Raw genomic sequence first — 20254 nt, forward strand, 5'->3', positions numbered from 1 at the left:
TCGATCAGACCTCGACGGACCGGCGGCGGGCGACCTCGGCCAGCGTGACCGCGGCGGCGACGCTGGCGTTGAGCGACTCCACGTCGGAGACCATCGGGATGCTGACGGTCAGGTCGCAGGTCTCCCCCACCAGGCGGGACAGCCCGCGCCCCTCGGAGCCGACCACCACGACGAGCGGGCCGACGGCGGCCTCCAGGTCGTACAGGTCGGTCTGCCCGTCGGCGTCGAGGCCGACCACGACGAAGCCGGCGTCCTTGCAGGCCTTGAGCGACCGGGTCAGGTTGGTGACCTGGGCGACGGGCACGCGCGCGGCCGCGCCGGCGCTGGTCCGCCAGGCGGTCGCGGTGATCCCGGCGGCACGCCGTTCGGGTACGAAGACACCCTGCGCGCCGAACGCGGCAGCCGACCGGATGACCGCGCCGAGGTTGCGCGGGTCGGTGACGCCGTCCAGCGCGACGAGCAGCGGGGCGGCCTGCTCCAGCGCGGCGGCGACCAGGTCGTCGAACGGCTCGTAGGCGAACGGCGGCACCTGGAGGCCGACGCCCTGGTGCAGCACGCCGCCGGTCATCCGGTCCAGCTCGGCGCGGCTGACCTCCAGGATCGCGATGCCGCGGTCGGCGGCGGTGCGGACGATCTCCTTGACCCGGTCGTCGATGTCGATGCCCTGCGCGGTGTAGAGCGCGGTCGCGGGCACCTGGGTGCGCAACGACTCCAGCACCGGGTTGCGCCCGACCAGCAGTTCCGGGCTGTCCTTCGCCGGGTTGGCCTTGCGGCCCGGCGCGACCCGGGGACCGCCCCGGCCGCCGGCCGGCTTGCCGCTCCGGCCCTTGGTCGTGGGCGTGCCTCGGCCACCGCCCTTGCCCCAGGTGGTGTCCTTGGTGCCGGGCTGACCGATCTTGGGCGCGCGGCCCTCCTCGGCGGCGGCGCGGCGCTCCTTGTCCTGCTTCCAGGCGGTGCGCTGGGGCAGCTTCTCGGTGCCCGAGTACGCCTTGTGCCACGGCCGCTCGTCGGCGGGCAACGTGCGGCCCCGCCCGGCGAGCGAGTCCTTGTTCTTGCCACCGGTGCCCTTGGGGGCACCCGCCTTCGGCGTCAGTCGCCGGCCACGGCGCTGCGAGTTGCCGGCCATCAGTCCTGCTCTCCAATAGTCCAACGCGGGCCCTGGGGGGTGTCCTCGACGACCACGCCTGCCTGCTTGAGCTGGTCGCGTACGGCGTCGGCGGCAGCCCAGTCCTTGCGGCCGCGGGCCTGCGCGCGCTGCTCCAGGGCCAGCGCGATCAGGGAGTCCACCACGCCGCGCAGGTCGTCCGTGCGGCCGCCGCCGGTCCAGGCCGGGTCCAGGGGGTCGACGCCGAGGATATCCAGCATCGCCCGGGTGGCGGCCAGCGTCGTGCGGACGGTCACATCGTCGCCGGCGGTGAGCGCGGTGTTGCCTTCCCGGACCACCTCGTGCAGCGCCGCCAGCGCCGCCGACGTGTTGAGATCGTCGTCCATCGCGGCCACGAAACCGGCCGGCAGGTCGCCGGGCCGGCCCGGGCCGATCCGCTCGGTCGCCCGCTGCACGAAGCCCTCGATCCGCCGGTACGCCACGGCGGCCTCGCGCAACGCGTCCTCGGAGTAGTCGATGCGGGACCGGTAGTGCGCCGCCACGTAGTAGTAGCGCAGCTCCACCGGGCGGACCCCGAGCGAGGCCACGTAGTCGAGGTCGAGCGTGTTGCCGAGCGACTTGCCCATCTTCGTGCCGCCGATGCCGAGCAGGCCGTGGTGCACCCAGTAGCGGGCGAACGGCAGGTCGGCGGCCTGCGACTGGGCGATCTCGTTCTCGTGGTGCGGGAACGTCAGGTCGAGCCCGCCGCCGTGGATGTCGAACTCCGGGCCCAGGTAGCGCCAGCACATGGCCGAGCACTCGATGTGCCAGCCGGGCCGGCCGCGGCCCCACGGCGACGGCCAGTAGGCGTCGGCCGGCTCGCCCGGCTTGGCGCCCTTCCAGAGCGCGAAGTCACGCGGGTCACGCTTGCCGCGGTCGGGGGCGTCGCCGGCGGACTGCATGTCCGCCGGGGACTGGCCGGACAGCGAACCGTACGCGGGCCAGGAGGCCACGTCGAAGTAGACGTCGCCGGAGCCGTCGGTGGCCGGGTAGGCGTGGCCGGTCTCGATCAACCGGGCGATCAGCTCGTGCATCTCCGGGATGTGCCCGGTGGCCCGCGGCTCGTACGTGGGCGGGAGCACGTTGAGCGCCCGGTAGGAGGCGGTGAGGATCTGCTCGTTCGCGTACGCGATCGACCAGAACGGCCGGTCCTGCTCCATCGCCTTGGCCAGGACCTTGTCGTCGATGTCGGTCAGGTTGCGGATGAACGTGACCTCGAAGCCCTTGCTCACCAGCCAGCGGCGCAGCACGTCGTAGTTGACGCCGGAGCGAAGGTGACCGATGTGCGGCGGGGCCTGGAGCGTGAGACCACACAGGTAGACCCCCACCTTGCCGGCTTCCCGCGGGACGAAGTCCCGCACCGATCGGGTGGCGGTGTCATACAGGCGTAGCGTCACCTCACAAGGGTAGCCGTCCGCACATTTCCGGGTTGGCCGGAGCCGGGTCGTACGCTGCGTGCTGTGGACACGGCGGCGCGCACGGGAGAGACGGCACAGACCCTGGACCGGGGTCTGCGGCTGCTGCACCTGGTCGCGGACGCGCCGGGCGGGCTGACGGTCACCGAGGCGGCGCACCGGCTGGGCATCGGCCGGGCGGCCGTCTACCGGCTGGTCGGCGCGCTGACCGGCCACGGGATGCTCCGGCGCGACGGCGAGGGCCGCCTGCGGATCGGCGTGGGCGTGCTGCACCTGGCCCGCCGCGCCCAGCCGCTGCTGGCCGAGGGGGCGCTGCCCGCGCTGCGCCGGCTCGCCGAGGGCACCGGGGCGACCGCCCACCTGACAGTGGTCGAGGGCGGTGAGGGGGTCGCGCTCGCGGTGGTCGAGCCGAGCTGGACGTCGTTCCACGTGGCGTACCGGACCGGCACCCGGCATCCGCTGGAGCGGGGCGCCGCCGGCCGCGCGGTGCTGGCCGGGCGGGCCGGCGATCCGGGGCCGGTGAGCACCAGCGGCGAGCTTCAATCAGGCGCGTACGGGGTGGCGGCGCCGGTGCTCGGCGTACCGGGCCTGGAGGGCAGCGTCGGGGTGGTGTCGCTGACCCCGCTCGACGTGGCCGACGTCGGCGCCCAGGTCACCGCCGCCGCCGAGGCGGTCGCCGCCGCGCTCTCCTGACCCCCCGCACGCCCTCACGCCAGCTCGGCGAAGTGGCTGCATCAGCGCACCCGAACCGCCCTCCTCCACACACCCTCGCGCCAGCTCGGCGAAACGGCTGCATCGAGCGGCCCGGATACCGCCACCTCCCCGAAGTGGAGTCGATCAAGACAGGCCCTGCGGTCCAGCCCACCCTCACGCCACTACGCCGAGGTGGTCACATCGGCGCACCCAAGCCAACGCCTCCACACACCCTCACGCCAGCTCGCCGGAACGGCTGCATCGAGCGGCCCGGATACCGCCACCTCCCCGAAGTGGAGTCGATCAAGACAGGCCCTGCGGTCCAGCCCACCTCACGCCACTACGCCGAGGTGGTCACATCGGCGCACCCAAGCCAACGCCTCCACACACCCTTACGCCAGCTCGCCGGAACGGCTGCATCGAGCGGCCCGGATACCGCCACCTCCCCGAGGTGGAGTGGATCATGCGCAGGTCGAGGGCCTTAGCACATGGACAGGGCCGGGTGGGGGTTGTCCACAGGGTGCGGTCGGCGGCGCGGCTGCGGCTGTCCACAGGGGTACCGATCTCGACCCGCACGCCGCCACGCTCGTCACATGCCACCTCATCCTCATCGACCACCGGAGTTGGCCTGGCAGGTCTTCCGGGGCTCGGAAGCGATCCGGCGCGGGCTGCTGTCCCGGCATCACCTGCGCGGCTCGTCCTGGATCCGGCTCCGGCAGGACGTCTACGCCGACGCGCGGCTCGACCGCGACCACGCGCTGGCCTGCCGCGCGGCGCTGCTACGCATGCCACCCGGCGCGGCGATCGCCGGTCCGTCGGCCGCCTACCTGCACGGGGTCGAGCACGCCGCCGACTTCACCGACGACGTGCACGTCCTGCTGCCGGCCACGGTCCGGGCCGACTCCCAGCCGGGGGTCCGGGTGCACCACGCCCCGATGTCGAGCACCCGCAGCGGCCTCCTGGTCCCCGTGGGCAGCGCCGCACCCGCGCGAACGAGCCCACCCGTCGGCACGAGGTCGCCCGTCGGCGCGAGCCCACCCGCAGGCGCCAGGTCGACCGGCGCGGTGATGATTTTGGCTGGGCCTCCGCCCCGCACCGAGCCGGCCGCCTGTGCCTGGGAGACGGCGGTCTGGGCCGATCCGGTGGAGGCGGTCGGCATCGTCGACGGGCTGCTGCGTACCGGTTCGGTGAACCGGTCGGCACTGGCGAGCGAGGCCGCCCGGAACGCCTGTCGCCCCGGCGGGCGGCGGGCGGCGTGGGTGTTCGGCCTGACCGACGGGCTGGCCCAGTCCCCGCCCGAGTCCCACCTGCGGGTCCGTCTCGTCCTCGCCGGCCTGCCCCGCCCGGTGGCCCAGTATCCGGTGCGGGTGCCGACCGGCCTGATCCTGCACCCCGACCTGGCCTGGCCGGAGTTCCGGGTCGCCGTCGAGTACGACGGTCAGTGGCACTCCGACGCGGACCGGATGCATCTCGACCGGCGGCGGCTCAACCAGATCGTCGCGGCCGGCTGGCTGGTGCTGCACGTGACCGGCCGCCGCCTGCGCAAGGAGTTCCCCACCCTGGTCCGGGAGATCCGCGCCGCCCTGGTGGCCCGGGGATGGCGGCCGTGACACGGGCCGGAACGCCGAGGTGGCGGCGTCCAGGTGATCCGGACGCCGCTACCTCGGGGAAACAGCCGTTACGGTCGCACGTTCGGCTTGACCGGGGTCTTCACCGCGGCGTAGGCGTCGACGATGCCGTAGCCGTAGAAGCCGTTGAAGTTCAGCGAGCCCGCGCAGTACGCGTCGAACTCGGCGTCCCGGCCCTCGTTGGTGTAGCTCTGCAGCCGCGGCTCCGGGCAGGCGTGCTCGGCCGCCGTCCGGTAGAGGTGCTGCTCGACCAGGTTCGGCGCCATGCCGTAGCCGTTGCGGCCCTCCTTCTTGCCGTGCTTGCTGACGATCAGCGCCGCCACGCCCGAGACGTGCGGTGACGCCATCGAGGTGCCCTGGAGGTAGGTGTAGTAGCCACACTCACCCTTGGCGGTGCACTGCTTGAACACCGAGTTCTCGAAGCCGGCGACGATGTCGCCGTTCTCGTCGACCGACCCCTCCTCCTGGAGCACCTTCTTCGGGTACGTGGAGAGGATCATGTTGGCGTCGGTGCGGTACGTGTCGGTGCCGAAGCCGTCCCGGAACCAGCCACCCGGCGCCGCCACCGAGATCTGCTCGGTGCCGTAGTTCGAGTAGTCCGACTTCTTGCCGGACGGGCCGACCGCCGACACGCCGATCACGTGCGGCCCCTCGACCGGCAGGTCCCAGCAGGTCGCGTTGTCGATCGGCCGCGGGTACGGGTCCGCGCCGTAGTCCGGGCTGCTCACGTCGGTGCGCGGCGCGCCCAGGTCCTCGTGGTTGTTGCCGAGCGAGCCGACGAGCGTGACGCCCTTGCGGTGGGCGAAGTTCAGCGCCCGCTTCATCGCCTCGATGACGGTGCGCTGCTCGGCCTGCGCCTCCGGCGAGTCGGCCGGGTTGGCGGTGCAGTTGTAGAGCCACGGGTCGACGTAGAAGGACATGTTGACCACGTCCAGCCCGGAGCGGCCCGCGTGCACCAGGGCGTTCACCACCGGGTTGAGGAAGAAGTAGCCGCTGTCCTGGCCACCCTTCAGCTCGACCAGGGAGACGTTCGGGGCCACGCCGGAGAGGCCGAAGCCGTTCGCGGCGGCGCCGATGGTGCCGGCCACGTGCGTGCCGTGCCCGCCGTCGTCGGTGCCGACCGGGTCGAGGCAGCTCGCCACCTCGCACGGGCCGTCGACGTCGGGGATGTCCGGGGCGAAGTTGCGCGACAGCGCCCAGTTGAAGTTCGGCGCGAGGTCGGGCTGGCTGGCGTCGACGCCGGTGTCCAGGATGCCGACCGTGACCCGGCGGTCGCCGGGCTCGATCTTGCGGGCCTTGTCGGCCCGGATCATGTCCAGACCCCAGAGCTTGTCGTCCAGCGGGTCCATCTTCTTGCCGTTGTTCCTGGCGGCCTTGCCCTTGGTCGCCGCGGCGGCCAGCAGGTGCTCCTGCTCGACCCGGTCCAGCTTCGGCTTGCGGCCGATCGCCTTCTCCTCGGCGGCGCCGACCAGCGCGCCGGCCGCGGTGGCCCGGCTGGCGAAGTCCGCCCGGTCGCTGGTGACCTGGAACAGGCCGACGTCGTCGGTGCGGGCGACGACCTTGCCACCGGCGGCGGTGATCGCGGCGACCGCCGCGTCGCCGGAGACACCGCTCTCGGCCAGCACGGTGAAGGTCCGGAACTCCGACGGCGCGGCGTTCGCCGGGATGCTCAGGCCGGTCACCGTGAGTGCCAGCGAGGCCGCAGCCGCGACCGCGCCGGCGGTGAAGCGCTTGCTCACCACATCAGATCCTCTCGTTGAGGGACGTGGTGTCATCCCACATCACGGGAGCGGGTTCCGCCAGATCGACGTCCGTTATCGGCGGCAACTAGGCATTCGCGTTCGTCAAGGTGGTGAGCACCGTGGACAGTCCGGCGAGGGTGGACACCTCGGCGTCCGGTTCGAGGCCCCGCGGGCGGGGCAGCCCGGCCCGGTTGAGCCAGACCGCGCGCAGTCCGGCCCGCTGGGCGGCGACCACGTCGTGCTCGGGCGAGTCACCCACGTGCACGATGCGCGCGGCGGGCAGCCCGGTCGCCGCCACCACCGCCGCATAGAACTCCGGCGCCGGTTTCTTGGGCAGGCCGCCCTCGTGCGCGTACAGCTCGAAGGCGAACTGCCCGGCGAGGCCGCAGCGTTCGGCACGGCTGTTGCCGTTCGTGGCGAAGCCCAGCACGTGGTGCGGGCGCAGCGCCGCCAGCGCGGGCAGCACGTCCGGGAAGGGGCGGCTCAGCGCGTACCGGCGGGCGAAGAACAGCGCCGCGAACTCGTCCAGGTCCGCCTCCAGCCCGGCCCGGGCCAGCGAACGGGTCAGTGCGGCCCGCCGGATCTCCTGCACCGGGGCGGCGCTGAGCGCGCCGAAGACCGCACCCCAGTCCCCCTCCAGGTCCGCGAGCACCACTCCGGCCGCCGCCGGGGTCCGCCGCCGCATCTCGTCGAGTACGGCGACGAGCGCGCCGGTGACCGCCGGGCGCAGGTCGACGAGTGTCTCGTCGGCGTCGAAGACGACGGCGCCGAGCGGCCCGCTCATCGGTCGCCGGCCAGCACCGGTTCGGCCGGCGCAGACGCCGACGGTATGCCCCGCAGTTCGTCCGCCCGGACCAGGGCGACGCCGCCGAGGATGAGCACGCCGCCGGCCAGCTGGATCAGGCTGGGCAGTTCGTCGAGCACCAGCCAGGCGATCAGCACCGCGAACATCACCTCGGTCAGCCCCACGAAGGAGGACAGCCGCGCCCCGAGCAGCCGGGTGCCCGCGACACCGGCCAGGTACGCGACCACGGCGGCGATCAGCGACAGCCCGGCGATCGGCACCAGCCAGCTCACCCGGTGCCCGCCGAAGGTGACGTCGGCGGTGCCGGCGGCGAGCGGCAGCGCTCCGATGCCGCCGAGCAGCAGCAGCGCCAGCGTGCCGACGGCCATGCCGCCGCTGGCCATCACCACCGAGGGCAGGCCCGCGTCGATCCGGCCGGCGATGACGAAGTATCCGGCCAGCCCGACGCCCGCGCCGAGCCCCCAGAGCACGCCCACCGGGTCGAGCCGCCCGGCGCCGGTGAGGTCGAGGACGAGCACCAGCCCGCACAGAGCGGTGACCGAACCGGCCACTGTGAGCAGCCGGGGGCGCTGCCCGTGGACCAGCCACATCCATCCGACCACGAGCACGATGCCGAGGTATTCCAGCAGTAGCGCCACGCCGACCGGGAGGTAGCGGACCGCGTTGAAGAAGCACGCCTGCGCGGTGGCCACGCCGAGCAGCCCGAACAGCACGACGCTCACCGCGTTGCGGCGCAGCACCGCCCACCGGCCGCGTAGCGCCAGCACGGCGGGGACGGCGAGCACCAGCGCGGCGATGCCGACCCGGGCGATCACCACGGCGACAGCCGACCACTCGCCGGTGATCAGCGGCCGGGCGAAGGTGCCCGAGGTGGCGAACGTGATCGCGGAGAGCAGTGCCAGACCGAGCCCGGCGCCGGACCGTTCACGCATCGGGAGCTCCTGGTCATGAGTGAAGGGAGGTTATGCTGATGACGCTAGGCGCAGCCTCCGACAGGAGTCAAGTTGCTTTTCGCTCATGACACCGAATGCGCGCTGGTCGCCGCCGCCGCGCTGGTGAACACCGCCGGCGACCCGGACGGGCTGCCCGATGTGGCCGCTCTGGACGCCTTCTTCACCACCCACGGGTGGAGCGGCCGGCACGAGCACACCGACGCCGAACTGCGCCAGGTCCGCGCGCTGCGGCCCCGGCTGCGCCGCATCTGGTACGCCGACACCGACGAGGTGGTGGCGATCGTCAACGGGCTGCTGCGCGAGTCGCACGCGCTGCCGCAGCTCGTCCGGCACGACGACGAGCCGTACCACGTGCACGCCGTGCCGCGGGACGCGCCGCTGGCGACCCGGATGGCGGTCGAGGCCGCGATGGCGATGGCCGACCTGGTCCGGATGGGCGAGCTGAGCCGGCTGCGGCACTGCGACCACCCCGACTGCGACAACGTGCTGGTCGACCTGTCCCGGAACCGGTCCCGCCGGTTCTGTGACGCCGGCTGCGGCAACCGGGCCGCGGTGAGCGCCTACCGCGCCCGCAGGGCCGCGGCGTCCCACTCCTGACGGGTCGCGGGCCAGGCGTCGCGGGTCAGCTCGTACTCGACCTCGCCGTGCTCCGTACCCGGGATCGGGTCGTCGAAGGCCAGGTGGAACGTGCGGACGTAGCGCAACCCCGCGCGGGCCATGACCGCGCGGGAGCGGTCGTTGACCGCCATCGTCTGGGCCCAGACCCGGCGGACGCCGGCCGTGTCGAACGCGTGCCGCACCAGCGCCCGCGCGCCCTCGGTGGCCAGCCCGTGTCCCCAGGCCGCGCGGCGCAGCCGGTAGCCCAGCTCCGCCTCGGCGCCGTCGTCGGACGGGTCGAGCGAGTGCCAGCCGAGGAACTCGCCGGTGAACCGGTCGAGCGTCGCCCAGCGGCCGAGCCCGGGGTGCCGGGCGTACTGCTCGAGCACCCGGGGCAGCACCTCGTCCCGGTACGTCCCGGCCGGGGTCGGCACGCCGCCCGTCAGGAAACGCATGACCTCCGGGTCGGCGTCCAGCGCCACCAGCCGGTCCACGTCGTCCGTCGTGAACCGGCGCAGCGTCAGCCGCGCGGTCTCCAGCAACACACCGCCGTCGTCACGCACGGTCGGATCATGCCGCGCCCACCGTGACGGGTCGAGGCAATTACCGGCGCCCGGTCAGGGGTGGGTCATCCGCAGCAGGTCCAGTGCCTCGTCCAGCTGGGTCTCGGTGAGCTTGCCCGAGTCGACGTGGCCCCGGGAGATCACCACCTCACGGATGGACACCTGCTTGGCCAGCGCCTCCTTGGCGATCGAGGCGGCCTCGTCGTACCCGAGGTGGCGGTTGAGCGGGGTGACGATCGACGGCGAGCCCTCCGCGTACGCCAGGCAGACCTCGGCGTCCGCGACCAGGCCGGCCACCAGCCGCTCGGCGAACAGCCGGCTGGACGCGGCGATCAGCTTGATCGACTCCAGCAGGTTGCGGCCCATCACCGGCAGCATCACGTTCAGCTCGAAGTCGCCCTGCGAGCCGGCGAACGCCACCGCCGCGTCGTTGCCGATCACCTGGGCGCAGACCTGCCGCATCGCCTCGGCCACCACCGGGTTCACCTTGCCCGGCATGATCGACGACCCCGGCTGGAGGTCGGGGATGCGCAGCTCACGCAGCCCGGCACGCGGGCCGGAGCCCATCCAGCGCACGTCGTTGGCGATCTTGTAGAGGCCGACCGCGACGGTACGGAGCTGCCCGGACGTCTCCACCAGCGCGTCCCGGGCGCCCTGCGCCTCGAAGTGGTTGCGCGCCTCGGTCAGCGGCAGCCCGGTCGACTCCCGCAGCTTGCCGATCACCCGGTCGGCGAAGCCCAGCGGCGTGTTGATGCCGGTGCCCACAGCGGTGCCGCCCAGCGGCAGCTCGGCCAGCCGGGGCAGCACCGACTCCAGCCGCTCGACGCCGTAACGCACCTGCGCGGCGTAGCCGCCGAACTCCTGCCCGAGCGTGACCGGCGTGGCGTCCATCAGGTGGGTACGCCCCGCCTTGACCACCGTCTCGAACTCGGCCGCCTTCTCCTCCAGCGCGCCCGCGAGCTGCTTCAGCGACGGGATCAGATCCTCCACCACGAACTGGGTGGCGGCCAGGTGGATCGAGGTGGGGAACACGTCGTTGCTGGACTGCGACGCGTTGACGTGGTCGTTCGGGTGCACGTCGCGGCCCAGCTCCCGGCCGGCCAGGGTGGCGATCACCTCGTTGGTGTTCATGTTGGACGACGTGCCGGAGCCGGTCTGGAACACGTCCACCGGGAACTGGTCGTCGTAGCCGCCGTCGGCGACGTGCGCGGCGGCGGTGGCGATCGCCTGCGCCACGTCCGCGTCGATCACCCCGAGCTCACCGTTGACCAGGGCCGCCGCCCCCTTGATCTGCGCCAGGGCCTTGATCTGGGCCGGTTCCAGGCCGCGCCCGGAGATCGGGAAGTTCTGCACCGCGCGCTGGGTCTGCGCCCGCCACAGTGCCTCGGCGGGCACCTCCACCTCGCCCATCGAGTCGCGTTCGATCCGGTAGCCGGTCGCCTCTGGAGTCGTCACGCGTTCCATCCTGCCGCGCATCCGGGCGGTGTGCAGGGAAAGTGGCGTGGCCCTCAGCCCAGCTCGGCGAGCAGCCTCTCGGTCTCCCGCCGGTCCGGCGACTCGACCTTGCGGAACAGCGCCAGCGCCCGCCCGGCGTACCGGCGGGCCTGGCCGGGGTCGGTGTGCCGCAGGCACCGGGCGAGGCCGTCCAGGGCCCGGGCCTGCTCGTAGCGCAGGCTCAGTCGCGTGGCGTCGTCCAGCACCCGGCGGTGCAGGTCGATCGCGGCGTCGACGTCGCCCAGATCGTGCAGGGCGCGGGCGAGGAGGTTACGGGAGGCGCACTGCCCGATCCGGTCCCCCGCGTCGGTCATCGCGAGCAGGGCGGCCCGATGCTGGGCCGCGGCCTCCGCCGGGCGGCCCGCCTCACGCTCCATCATGCCGATCTCGTTGAGGATCTCCCCCTCACCGAACCGGTTCGCGGTGGTCCGCTTCAGGTGCAGTGCCGCCCGGAGCAGCCGGCGGGCCGGCCCGGTGTGACCCAGGCGGTGCCGGATCATGCCGAGGTGGCCGACCGCGTTCGAGGTGTGCCGCGGATCCCCGGCCTCCCGCCCCAGGACGATGTGCCGCCGGGCCGCCCGGAGGGCCAGGTCGTACCGGCCGCGGAACAGCTCGGCGACGGACAACATGTTGAACAGGCTGGACATGGTCGCCGCGTCGTCCGGGTAGCGGCTGATCCGCAGCGCCTCGTCGACGTGCCTGATGCTGCGCTCCGCGTCGTCGGTCCCGAAACACACAGCGGCGAGGTTGGAGAGCGCCTGGACCTGCTCCCGGCGCAGCCCGAGCCGGCGGTACCTGTCGACGCCCGCCTCCAGGAACCGGATCGCCTCCCGAAAGTCCCCCAGCCGGAACTTCGCCGAGGCGAGGTAGTTCATGGTGATGGCCACTGCTTCCTCGTCCCCCGCCCTCACGGCGGCGCGCAGTGCCACTTCGTGCGTCTCGACCAGTTCGTCGAGGTGGCCACCGACGAAGTTGGACCACCAGCACGCCCGGGTCAGCTGCCAGCAGTACGCCGAGAGGCTCTCCGACTCGGCCAGATGCACCAGCCCGACGAGAGCCGCCCGGTTCTCGTCGAACCAGGACTGACCCGGCCCCTCCCGGACCGGCAGCAGGTCGGGACGTCGCGGCGGCGGGAAGGCGACCTGGCTCAGCGCACCCTGCTTCGTCTCGGCGACGATCGCCAGGCCGACCGCCACCTGAAGGTGATGGTCGAGCAGGTGGGCCACCGCCGTCCGGCGCTCGTCCGGACGCTCGGTCTCGGCCAGCAACCGGCGCGCGTACTCCCGGAGCAGGTCGTGGAGGCGGTACCGGCCCGGCGCGGTCTCCTCGGCCAGGTGCACGTCCACCAGCTCGTCCAGCAGGTCCTGCGCCTCCGGCAGCGGCACGTCGGCGAGCGCCGCCGCCACCCGGTTGTCGAACCGTACGCCGGGGTGGAGCCCGAGCAGCCGGAACAGCCGCCGGGCCGGCGCCGAGACCTGCGCGTACGAGAGCGTGAAGGCGTGCCCGACGGAGCGTTCGCCGACCGCCAGCTCGGCCAGTGAATCCTGCGCCTCGGCCAGCCGCCGCGCCAGGTCGGCGACCCGCCAGTGCGGGCGGTGCGCGAGCCGGGAACCGGCCAGCCGGATGGCGAGCGGCAGATGACCGCACCGCCGGGCCACCTCGGCGGCGGCCGCCGGCTCGGCGTCGACCCGGTCGGCGCCGACGATCCGGCCGAGCAGTTCGACGGCCTCGTCCGGGTCCAGGACGGGCAGCGAGTGTGGACGACCCTCGTCCAGGCCGGCCAGCCGGCGACGGCTGGTCACCAGCACGAGATTGTCCGGACCGCTGGGCAGCAGCGCCGCGGCCTGGGCGGCGCTCGCCGCGTTGTCGAGCACCACCACGGCCCGCCGGTCGGCCAGCTCGGAGCGCCACATCGCCAGCCGGTCCTCCGCGTCGACCGGCACCCGCTCGGTGGGCACGCCGAGCTGCCGCAGCAGGGTGGCTGCGGCCGCCGCGGGGGTCAGTGGGCTGCGCTCGCTGTAGCCGTGCAGGTCGATGAAGAGTTCCGCGTCCGGGAACCGCTCGCGCAGCGCGGTCGCGACCTGGACGGCGAGGGTCGTCTTGCCGCTGCCGGCCATCCCGTCGATCAGGTACAGCCGCGTCCCCTCCTCGACGATGTCCTTGACCAGCCGCGTCATGGTCTGCTGACGGCCGGTGAAGTCCCGGATGGCCCGGGGCAGCGTGCGTACGGGCGCCGCGGGGCGCGGACCGGCCGCCTCGTCACCGGCCAGTACGCGCTGGTGCAGTTCCTGCAACGCCGTACCGGGCTCGATGCCCAGTTCCTCGGCGTAGATGCGGCGGCCGTCCCGGTAGACGGCGAGTGCGTCCGCCTGCCGGCCGACCGCCGCGAGGGCCAGCATCAGCTGCCCCCGCAGCCGTTCCCGCAGCGGGTTGTTCTCGACCGCCTCGGTGAGCTCGTCGACCAGTTCGGTCCCCCGGCGCAGCCGCAGCTCGACGTCGACGCAGTCCTCCAGCACCGCGAGCCGTTGCTCGTCGAGCGCCTGAGCCCGCAGTCGCACCAGCCGGGCCGGGATGCCGGCGAGCGCCGGACCGCGCCACAGCGCCAGGGCGGCCCGGTAGTGGCGGCGGGCCTCGGCCGGCCGGCCGGCGGCCGCCTCGGCGCGGGCCGTCTCCACGGCACGGGCGAACATGTCGGCGTCGAGGTCGTCCGGCTGGATCCGGATGCCGTAGCCCGCCGGGTCGGTGACGATCGTGTCGGCCGGCAGCCCGAGCGCCGCGAACCGCTGCCGCAGTCGCGACACGCAGATCTGGAGCTGGGTCCGCGCGGTAGCCGGGGGACGGTCCTCCCAGACGGCGTCGACCAGATCCTCCACCGGCACCACGCGGCCGGGGCGCAGCAACAGCATGGCGAGCACGGTGCGATCCCGGCCCGCGGTGACGGTGGCTTCGCCGCCACCGACCCGCAAGGGCCCCAAGATCCCGAATCGCATCCGCGCCCCCGCCTGCCGCCATGCAACTTCCAGCAGCGTAGCCCGGCGGTCACCGAGCGGCGCGACGAGGCGATAGCGATCCGATAGCGACGGCACCCAGACTCGACACGGGTTGTCGGTGACGGCATCCGACGGGGGCGGTGCGCCTGCCCGGCCACTCGGCCGGGCAGGCGCACCGATGTCGATGCACGACGGACACATCGAGGGGCGCCCGGGACATTCCCGGGCGCCCCTCGCGTACGTCTGACGTCAGCGCCGGCCGACGGTGAGCACCGGCTTGGTGACCTCGGCGAAGAAGTCGTTGCCCTTGTCGTCGACGACGATGAAGGCGGGGAAGTCCTCCACCTCGATCTTCCAGACCGCCTCCATGCCCAGCTCGGCGTATTCGAGCACCTCGACGTGCTTGATGCAGTCCTGCGCCAGGCGGGCGGCCGGGCCGCCGATCGAGCCGAGGTAGAAGCCGCCGTGCGCCTGGCAGGAGCGGGTGACCTGGGCGGACCGGTTGCCCTTGGCCAGCATCACCATCGAGCCGCCGGCCGCCTGGAACTTCTCCACGTACGCGTCCATCCGGCCGGCGGTGGTGGGGCCGAACGAGCCGGAGGCGTAGCCCTCGGGGGTCTTCGCCGGGCCGGCGTAGTAGACCGCGTGGTCACGCAGGTACTGCGGCATCGGCTCGCCCGCGTCCAGCCGCTCGGCGATCTTCGCGTGCGCGATGTCCCGGGCGACGACGAGCGGGCCGGTCAGGGACAGCCGGGTCTTCACCGGGTACTTCGACAGCTCGGCCCGGATCTCGTCCATCGGCCGGTTCAGGTCGACGCGGACGACCTCCTCGGTCTCCAGCGTCTCGTCGGTCACGTCGGGCAGGAACCGCGCCGGGTCGGTTTCGAGTCGCTCCAGCCAGACGCCCGACGGGGTGATCTTCGCCACCGCCTGCCGGTCGGCCGAGCAGGAGACAGCGATCGCCACCGGGCAGGAGGCGCCGTGCCGGGGCAGCCGGACCACCCGTACGTCGTGGCAGAAGTAGCGCCCGCCGAACTGCGCGCCGATGCCGAAGTTGCGGGTCAGCTCCAGCACCTCGGCCTCCAGCTCCAGGTCACGGAAGCCGTGCGCGCTCATCGAGCCCTCGGTGGGCAGCGCGTCGAGGTACTTCGCGGAGGCGTACTTCGCGGTCTTGAGCGCGTACTCGGCGGAGGTGCCGCCGATGACGATCGCCAGGTGGTAGGGCGGGCAGGCCGCGGTGCCGATGAGCCGCAGCTTCTCCTCCAGGAACTGCATCATCCGCGTGGGGTTCAGCAGCGCCTTGGTCTCCTGGTAGAGGTAGGACTTGTTGGCCGAGCCGCCGCCCTTGGCCATGAACAGGAACTTGTACGCGTCGGCGTGGCCGTCCGGGTCCTCGGCGTACAGCTCCACCTGGGCGGGCAGGTTGCTGCCGGTGTTCCGCTCGTCCCACATGGTCAGCGGGGCGAGCTGGGAGTAGCGCAGGTTGAGCCGGGTGTACGCCTGGTAGACGCCGCGCGAGATCGCCTCGGCGTCGGTGCCGTCGGTGAGCACGTGCCGGCCGCGCTTGCCCATCACGATCGCGGTGCCGGTGTCCTGGCACATCGGCAGCACGCCGCCGGCCGCGATGTTGGCGTTGCGCAGCAGGTCGAGCGCGACGAAGCGGTCGTTCGGCGAGGCCGCCGGGTCGTCGATGATCGCGCGGAGCTGAGCCAGGTGGGCCGGGCGCAGGAAGTGGGCGATGTCGTGCATCGCCTCGGCCGTCAGCGCGGTCAGCGCGCCCGGATCCACGGTGAGGAACCGGCGGCCTCCGGGGCCGTTGACGACGTCCACGCCCTCGTCGGTGACCAGGCGGTATTCGGTCTGGTCGGGACCGGTCGGCAGCAGGGGTGCGTACGAGAAGGCGGCGGCACTGCTCATGACCGAAAAGCCTAGGGCAGAGCCGTCGATCGGTGGCACCCGCAGGTCGGTCCTGGGACGACGCTCTCACCCGCTGTCACTTGCCGTCGGCGCAGAGTTCCCGTTTCGGTCCGCAACTTCCCTGGTCGCTCGGCGGGCGCCCGCTGCCTCCCGGATCCGGCGCCACCGGCGCGCCGTCCTGGTCCGGCCCCGGCGCCTCGGACGTGCCGGCGCCCCAGCGGACGTACCCGATCTCCCGCCCCTCGCCGATGATCATGCCGTTCGGGCCGACCGCCAGCGCGTTCGCCGAGGTGCGCAGCTCGACCAGCACCCGGCCCTCCCGCGGCTCGACAGCGATCAGCCGGGACGGCTTCTCCTCGCTGATCACCGCCGCGTACGGGGTGAGCGCGGCACCGCTCCTGCCGCCCGCCGGCCGGGTCCAGCGGGTCCGGTCGGCCGACAGCTCCCGACCGAGCAGCGAGCCCTTGTCGGCGCTGCGCACCACTGTGTAGCGGTCGTCCACGGCGAGCAGCTTCTCGCCGTCCGCGCCGACCTGGAGCAGCCGGCCGTCGTACCCGTCGAGCACGGTCTCCCGGCCGTCCGGGGCGACTCCGATGATCACGTTGCGTCCGCCCTGCGGATCCTCCCGCTGCACGCAGCCGGCGTAGTCGGCGGTGCGCAGGTTGATCCCGGTACGCCGCCACACCTGCTGACCGGTGGCCGGGTCCACGGCGGTCACCGCGTAGTAGCAGCTCCCGTCGCGGGAGGTGGCCGCGATCCGCAGCAGCCGGCCGCCGACCACTGCGAGCCGCTCCTCCCGGCCGGGCTGGACGTTCTGGAGCACCCGGCCGGTGGCGGTGTCCACCACGTGCACCCGGCCGTCGACCGGGAAGCCGAGCAGCGGCGGTACGGACTCCGGCCCGGCCACCCCGCCGTCGATCCGGGTGGCGCCGAGCCGCCGGGTGCCGAGCAGTTCCGGGTTGTCGGCGAGCACGCCGCTGTGCACGCCGGGCAGGAACGCGCTCCACAGCGGAGCGGTGCCGCGCGGCTCCCAGGCACGCAGCGTGCAGTCGGTGGCCTGCACGCAGTACGCGTCCAGCAGCAGGTTCCGGTACGTCCAGACGGCGATCGCGCGGTCGTCGCGGCGGCGGGTCACGCCGCTCACCGGGTCGAGCACCTCGTACCCCTTGTCGAGCAGCTTGCCCACGGCGACGACGGACTCCCGGCCGCTGCCCGCGACCGCCGACCAGTCGGCCTTGCGCTCCCAGAGCTGGCCGCCGTCGGCGAGGTTGCGCGCCTCGATGCGGGTGCGCTGCTCCACGATCACGGTGTCGCCGGCGATGGTGACGCTGCGCGGCGTGCCGCCGACACGCTGCTGCCAGACCACGTCCGGCTCGGAGATCGGCTTGCTGCGGTCGACCCAGTCCCAGAGCGCCGGGAACGGGTTCCAGACGCCGGTCGCGGCGAGGACGACCACGGTGACGAGCCCGAGCAGCAACCAGCCGCGTACCCCTAGGCCCTTCACACCGCACACGGTAGCGACGATCACCGGTCCCCCGGGCCGCGTGCGGGGCGTGTCGCGGCCCTTCTTGGGTGGCCCGGGGTGTTAAGGGCCGCCGCGGGCGGCGGAGCGGACGAGCGGCAGCGTCCGGTACGGGATCTGCTCGGCCAGCGCGATGATGGTGGAGGCGCGCCGGATGCCCTCCGAGGCGACGATCTGGTCGATGACCCGCTGGAGGTCGGTGTTGGACCGGGCGACGATCCGGCAGAGCAGGTCGCTGGAGCCGGTGATGGTGTGCGCCTCCAGCACCTCGGGGATCGCGGCGAGGTGCGCGGTGACCTGGTCGTGGCCGTGCCGCTGACTGATCTCCAGCGTGACGAAGCTGGTCACCCCGAAGCCGATCGCGGCGGGGGTGATGTCCGGCCCGAACCCGGTGACGACGCCCCGGCCGACGAGCTTGTCGAGCCGGGCCTGGACCGTGCCGCGGGCCACGCCGAGCCGCCGGGAGCACTCCAGCACACCGATCCGGGGCTCCTCGGCGAGCAGTTCGATCAAGCGGGCGTCCAACTCGTCGAGCTGTACATCCTGACCAGTGTTCATGGTGCCCAACCGTACCGAATGCACAACCTGACCAGGAATAACGTCAACTGTTGCCCAACTCACCGTGGCCCGTAGATCCTCGCCGGAAGAGCACATCCACGGCGGCCCGCGAGGCCGGCCGGTACGCGAGGGAGGCCACCATGACCCAGGCGATCGACCGACCCCAGTCGACCGAGGAGGTCGACGTCGACGCTCTCGTCGGCGCAGTCGACCACGACATCACCCGCGACCCGTTCCCGGTCAAGGGCATGGACCACGTCCACTTCCTGGTGGGCAACGCCAAGCAGGCCGCGCACTACTACTCCACCGCGTTCGGCATGACCTGCGTGGCGTACCGGGGGCCGGAGCAGGGCTACCGGGACCACGCGCAGTACGTGCTGACCAGCGGTTCGGCCCGCTTCGTGCTGACCGGCGCGGTACGCCCGGACGCCGACGGCGCCGAGCACGTGGCGAAGCACAGCGACGGCGTCTCCGACATCGCGCTGGAGGTGCCGGACGTGGACGCCGCGTACGCGCACGCCGTGGCGCAGGGCGCGACCGGCCTGGTCGAGCCGCACGACGTCAGCGACGAGCACGGCACCGTCCGGATGGCGTCCATCGCCGCGTACGGCGACACCCGGCACAGCCTGGTCGACCGGTCCCGCTACACCGGCCCGTTCCTGCCCGGGTTCGTGGCCCGCGGCCCGATCGTGGACCGGCAGCCGATGATCGACGCCGGCATCCAGCCGAAGCGGTTCTTCCAGGCGGTCGACCACGTGGTCGGCAACGTGGAGCTGGGCCGGATGGACGAGTGGGTCGAGTTCTACAAGCGCGTCATGGGCTTTTCGAACATGGCGGAGTTCATCGGCGACGACATCGCCACCGACTACTCGGCGCTGATGAGCAAGGTCGTCGCCAACGGCACCCGCAAGGTGAAGTTCCCGCTCAACGAGCCGGCCGTGGCCCGCAAGAAGTCGCAGATCGACGAGTACCTGGAGTTCTACCAGGGCCCCGGGGCCCAGCACATCGCCGTGGCCACGAACGACATCCTGGCCAGCGTGGACGCCATGCGCGCCGCGGGCGTCGAGTTCCTGGACACCCCGGACTCGTACTACGAGGACCCGGAGCTGCGCGCCCGCATCGGCAACGTCCGGGTGCCGATCGAGGAGCTTCAGTCCCGCAAGATCCTGGTCGACCGGGACGAGGACGGCTACCTGCTCCAGATCTTCACCAAGCCGGTGCAGGACCGCCCCACCGTCTTCTTCGAGCTGATCGAGCGGCACGGCTCGCTCGGCTTCGGCAAGGGCAACTTCAAGGCCCTGTTCGAGGCGATCGAGCGCGAGCAGGAGAAGCGCGGGAACCTGTAACACTGTCCGCGTGACCCAGCCTCCTCCGAACCCGACGCCGCCGCCCGCCGGACATCCACCCGCGGGCGGCGGCTTCGCGCCGCCCGGCGGACCGGCGGTGCCCGCACAACACGTGCCTGCGGGGTACGCCCCGGCGCTCGTGCCGCCCCCGGTGGCGCCGAACGGGCAGCCGCTGGCGGGCTTCGGCGACCGGCTGCTCGCCTACCTGATCGACACCGCCGTCGCCATGGCGGTGATGATGGCGCTGTTCGTGCCGGTCTTCTTCCTCGTCTTCTTCCGGATGATCGACGAGATGGAGCAGGCCGGCCCGAACGGCCCCGACCCGGTCGAGGTCTGGACCAGCGTGTTCCTGCCGCTGCTCGCCGCCGAGCTCGGGGTCCTGCTGCTGATGCTCGCCTTCTACTGGGTCTACCACGTCGAGTACGCCCGCCGGACCGGGCAGACGCTCGGCAAGAAGGTGATGAAGCTGCGGATCGTCCCGATGCAGCCCGACGCCGCGCTGACCCGGGGCATGCTCGGCAAGCGCTGGCTCGTCGAGTTCGCCGGCGGCATGTTCGTGCCGTTCCTCAACTACCTCGACGGTTTCTGGCAACTGTGGGACAAGCCCTGGCAGCAGTGCCTCCACGACAAGTTCGCCGGGACGGTCGTCGTTAAGGTTGGCCCGTGAGCGCGAGGAGTGAGCCGGGCCTGCGAGCCCCGCAGTCGGGAACTAGGACGGCATCGTGAGCGCGAGGAGTGAGCCGGGTTTGCGAGCCCCGCAGTCGCGAACAGGGACGGCATCGTGAGTTTGGAACCCGGCTGGTACGTCGACCCCGCCGACACGGAGACCCGCAGGTGGTGGGACGGCGAGGGCTGGATCGGCGCGCCGATCCCGGTCGACGTCACCC

The 20254-nt window shown here is 72.7% G+C and carries 17 protein-coding genes; 6 read left to right on the forward strand and 11 right to left on the reverse strand.

Going from position 1 to position 20254, the window contains the following annotated elements:
- Positions 1–4 precede the first annotated feature (4 nt).
- Both rlmB and cysS read right to left on the reverse strand, forming a co-directional pair.
- Positions 5–1126 carry a 23S rRNA (guanosine(2251)-2'-O)-methyltransferase RlmB gene (gene rlmB, locus EAD96_RS08620; RefSeq protein WP_121683872.1) on the reverse strand — a complete coding sequence of 374 codons (1122 nt, stop codon included), beginning with the start codon at positions 1124–1126 and terminating at the stop codon, positions 5–7.
- Positions 1126–2541: a cysteine--tRNA ligase gene (gene cysS / locus EAD96_RS08625; protein WP_121683873.1), complete on the reverse strand. Its 1416-nt coding sequence runs from the start codon at positions 2539–2541 to the stop codon at positions 1126–1128. The genes rlmB and cysS overlap by 1 nt, the downstream gene beginning before the upstream one ends.
- Positions 2542–2604: 63 nt before the next feature.
- Here cysS and EAD96_RS08630 point away from each other — a divergent pair, with 63 nt between their 5' ends.
- Both EAD96_RS08630 and EAD96_RS08635 read left to right on the forward strand, forming a co-directional pair.
- A complete protein-coding gene (locus EAD96_RS08630; RefSeq protein ID WP_047891141.1) occupies positions 2605–3252 on the forward strand; it encodes an IclR family transcriptional regulator in 648 nt (215 codons plus the stop codon).
- Positions 3253–3845: 593 nt separating this feature from the next.
- Positions 3846–4862: a hypothetical protein gene (locus EAD96_RS08635; protein WP_199733099.1), complete on the forward strand. Its 1017-nt coding sequence runs from the start codon at positions 3846–3848 to the stop codon at positions 4860–4862.
- Between the two features lie 68 nt (positions 4863–4930).
- Here the strand turns inward: EAD96_RS08635 and EAD96_RS08640 are convergent, their stop codons facing one another.
- The 3 genes from EAD96_RS08640 to EAD96_RS08650 form a co-directional block, all read right to left on the reverse strand.
- A complete protein-coding gene (locus EAD96_RS08640; RefSeq protein WP_199733100.1) occupies positions 4931–6619 on the reverse strand; it encodes a S8 family serine peptidase in 1689 nt (562 codons plus the stop codon).
- 88 nt (positions 6620–6707) lie between these two features.
- Positions 6708–7406, reverse strand: coding sequence for an HAD family hydrolase (locus EAD96_RS08645; protein ID WP_121683876.1), 699 nt, complete (start codon positions 7404–7406; stop codon positions 6708–6710).
- Positions 7403–8359 carry a DMT family transporter gene (locus EAD96_RS08650; RefSeq protein ID WP_121683877.1) on the reverse strand — a complete coding sequence of 319 codons (957 nt, stop codon included), beginning with the start codon at positions 8357–8359 and terminating at the stop codon, positions 7403–7405. The genes EAD96_RS08645 and EAD96_RS08650 overlap by 4 nt, the downstream gene beginning before the upstream one ends.
- A 72-nt stretch (positions 8360–8431) precedes the next feature.
- Here EAD96_RS08650 and EAD96_RS08655 point away from each other — a divergent pair, with 72 nt between their 5' ends.
- A complete protein-coding gene (locus EAD96_RS08655; RefSeq protein WP_120572837.1) occupies positions 8432–8977 on the forward strand; it encodes a CGNR zinc finger domain-containing protein in 546 nt (181 codons plus the stop codon).
- On the opposite strand, the gene EAD96_RS08660 is transcribed toward EAD96_RS08655, so the two are convergent.
- From EAD96_RS08660 to EAD96_RS08685, 6 genes are all read right to left on the reverse strand, one after another.
- Positions 8941–9540 carry a GNAT family N-acetyltransferase gene (locus EAD96_RS08660; RefSeq protein ID WP_121683878.1) on the reverse strand — a complete coding sequence of 200 codons (600 nt, stop codon included), beginning with the start codon at positions 9538–9540 and terminating at the stop codon, positions 8941–8943. The genes EAD96_RS08655 and EAD96_RS08660 overlap by 37 nt on opposite strands.
- Before the next feature lie 54 nt (positions 9541–9594).
- Positions 9595–11004: a class II fumarate hydratase gene (locus tag EAD96_RS08665; protein ID WP_199733103.1), complete on the reverse strand. Its 1410-nt coding sequence runs from the start codon at positions 11002–11004 to the stop codon at positions 9595–9597.
- Between the two features lie 44 nt (positions 11005–11048).
- Positions 11049–14024 (reverse strand): AfsR/SARP family transcriptional regulator, encoded by a 2976-nt coding sequence (locus EAD96_RS08670; RefSeq protein WP_121683879.1) that lies wholly within the window; start codon positions 14022–14024, stop codon positions 11049–11051.
- A gap of 249 nt (positions 14025–14273) precedes the next feature.
- Positions 14274–15941: a fumarate hydratase gene (locus tag EAD96_RS08675; RefSeq protein ID WP_121683880.1), complete on the reverse strand. Its 1668-nt coding sequence runs from the start codon at positions 15939–15941 to the stop codon at positions 14274–14276.
- 76 nt (positions 15942–16017) lie between these two features.
- A complete protein-coding gene (locus EAD96_RS08680) occupies positions 16018–17454 on the reverse strand; it encodes a PQQ-binding-like beta-propeller repeat protein (RefSeq protein WP_121683881.1) in 1437 nt (478 codons plus the stop codon).
- Between the two features lie 72 nt (positions 17455–17526).
- Positions 17527–18021 carry an Lrp/AsnC family transcriptional regulator gene (locus tag EAD96_RS08685; protein ID WP_091425618.1) on the reverse strand — a complete coding sequence of 165 codons (495 nt, stop codon included), beginning with the start codon at positions 18019–18021 and terminating at the stop codon, positions 17527–17529.
- Positions 18022–18161: 140 nt separating this feature from the next.
- Here EAD96_RS08685 and hppD point away from each other — a divergent pair, with 140 nt between their 5' ends.
- The 3 genes from hppD to EAD96_RS08700 form a co-directional block, all read left to right on the forward strand.
- The gene (gene hppD, locus EAD96_RS08690) at positions 18162–19367 is read left to right on the forward strand and encodes a 4-hydroxyphenylpyruvate dioxygenase (protein WP_071097563.1); all 1206 of its coding nucleotides are present in this window, start codon (positions 18162–18164) and stop codon (positions 19365–19367) included.
- 10 nt (positions 19368–19377) lie between these two features.
- The gene (locus tag EAD96_RS08695; RefSeq protein WP_121683882.1) at positions 19378–20034 is read left to right on the forward strand and encodes an RDD family protein; all 657 of its coding nucleotides are present in this window, start codon (positions 19378–19380) and stop codon (positions 20032–20034) included.
- A gap of 114 nt (positions 20035–20148) precedes the next feature.
- A partial coding sequence (locus EAD96_RS08700) for a DUF2510 domain-containing protein (protein ID WP_121683888.1) occupies positions 20149–20254 on the forward strand: 106 nt, incomplete at its 3' end.

The sequence above is a fragment of the Micromonospora sp. BL1 genome (assembly GCF_003667485.1).
Classification (GTDB): domain Bacteria; phylum Actinomycetota; class Actinomycetes; order Mycobacteriales; family Micromonosporaceae; genus Micromonospora; species Micromonospora tulbaghiae.